Origin of the sequence: Starkeya nomas (assembly GCF_902703545.1) — a bacterium.
GTDB lineage: Bacteria > Pseudomonadota > Alphaproteobacteria > Rhizobiales > Xanthobacteraceae > Ancylobacter > Ancylobacter moscoviensis.
The window spans coordinates 1-555 of sequence record NZ_CACSAS010000035.1; the positions used below are offsets into that span (position 1 = coordinate 1).

The 555-nt window shown below is 67.2% G+C and carries 1 protein-coding gene; it reads right to left on the minus strand.

What is annotated here, in order from left to right; genetic code table 11:
- Nucleotides 1–555, minus strand: a 555-nt coding sequence (locus STARVERO_RS22735; RefSeq protein WP_159602410.1) for a phage portal protein family protein, incomplete at both ends; no start/stop codon positions are given.

The window sequence follows — 555 nt, forward strand, 5'->3', positions numbered from 1 at the left end:
GATCGTCGTCTTCTTCCGGCTCGGACACGCCGATGCGCTGGCGCATCTCGCGCTGGCTCACCTTCAGCCCCATGGGCACGAGGCGCGCCACGGCCTCGGTGAGCTCCTTCACGTCCTCTGGCTCGGCGACGGGCAGCGTCGCCTTCGGGTAGCGGTCCTGCGGGCCGAAGTTCAGCGACACGAACCACGGGATCAGGTCGCGGTTGAGCGTGTTCGCGAGCTGGCGGCAGTCGGCCTGGGTGATGTCCAGGCGCACCTTGTCGTGGATCTTCGCCTGCGCCTGGGACGAGCCGTCGTCGGCCGTCATCGTCTGCCCGACAACGAGCTTTGAAACCTGTTTGTCGAGATATTCCAGCAGCCCGCCGAAAACAGCCTCGCCCTTCGTGCCCTGCGCCTCGATGAACTGGATGTCCATGCCCAGCGGGATGATGGCGGCCGCGTCGTTGGCGATGCTCGCCACGGCCCGCAGCAGCGCGCGCTTGTCGGTCTCGGATGCCCCCGCGTGATACTTGCCCACCCGCATGGGGATGCCATAGATCTCGGCGAAGGCGGCCC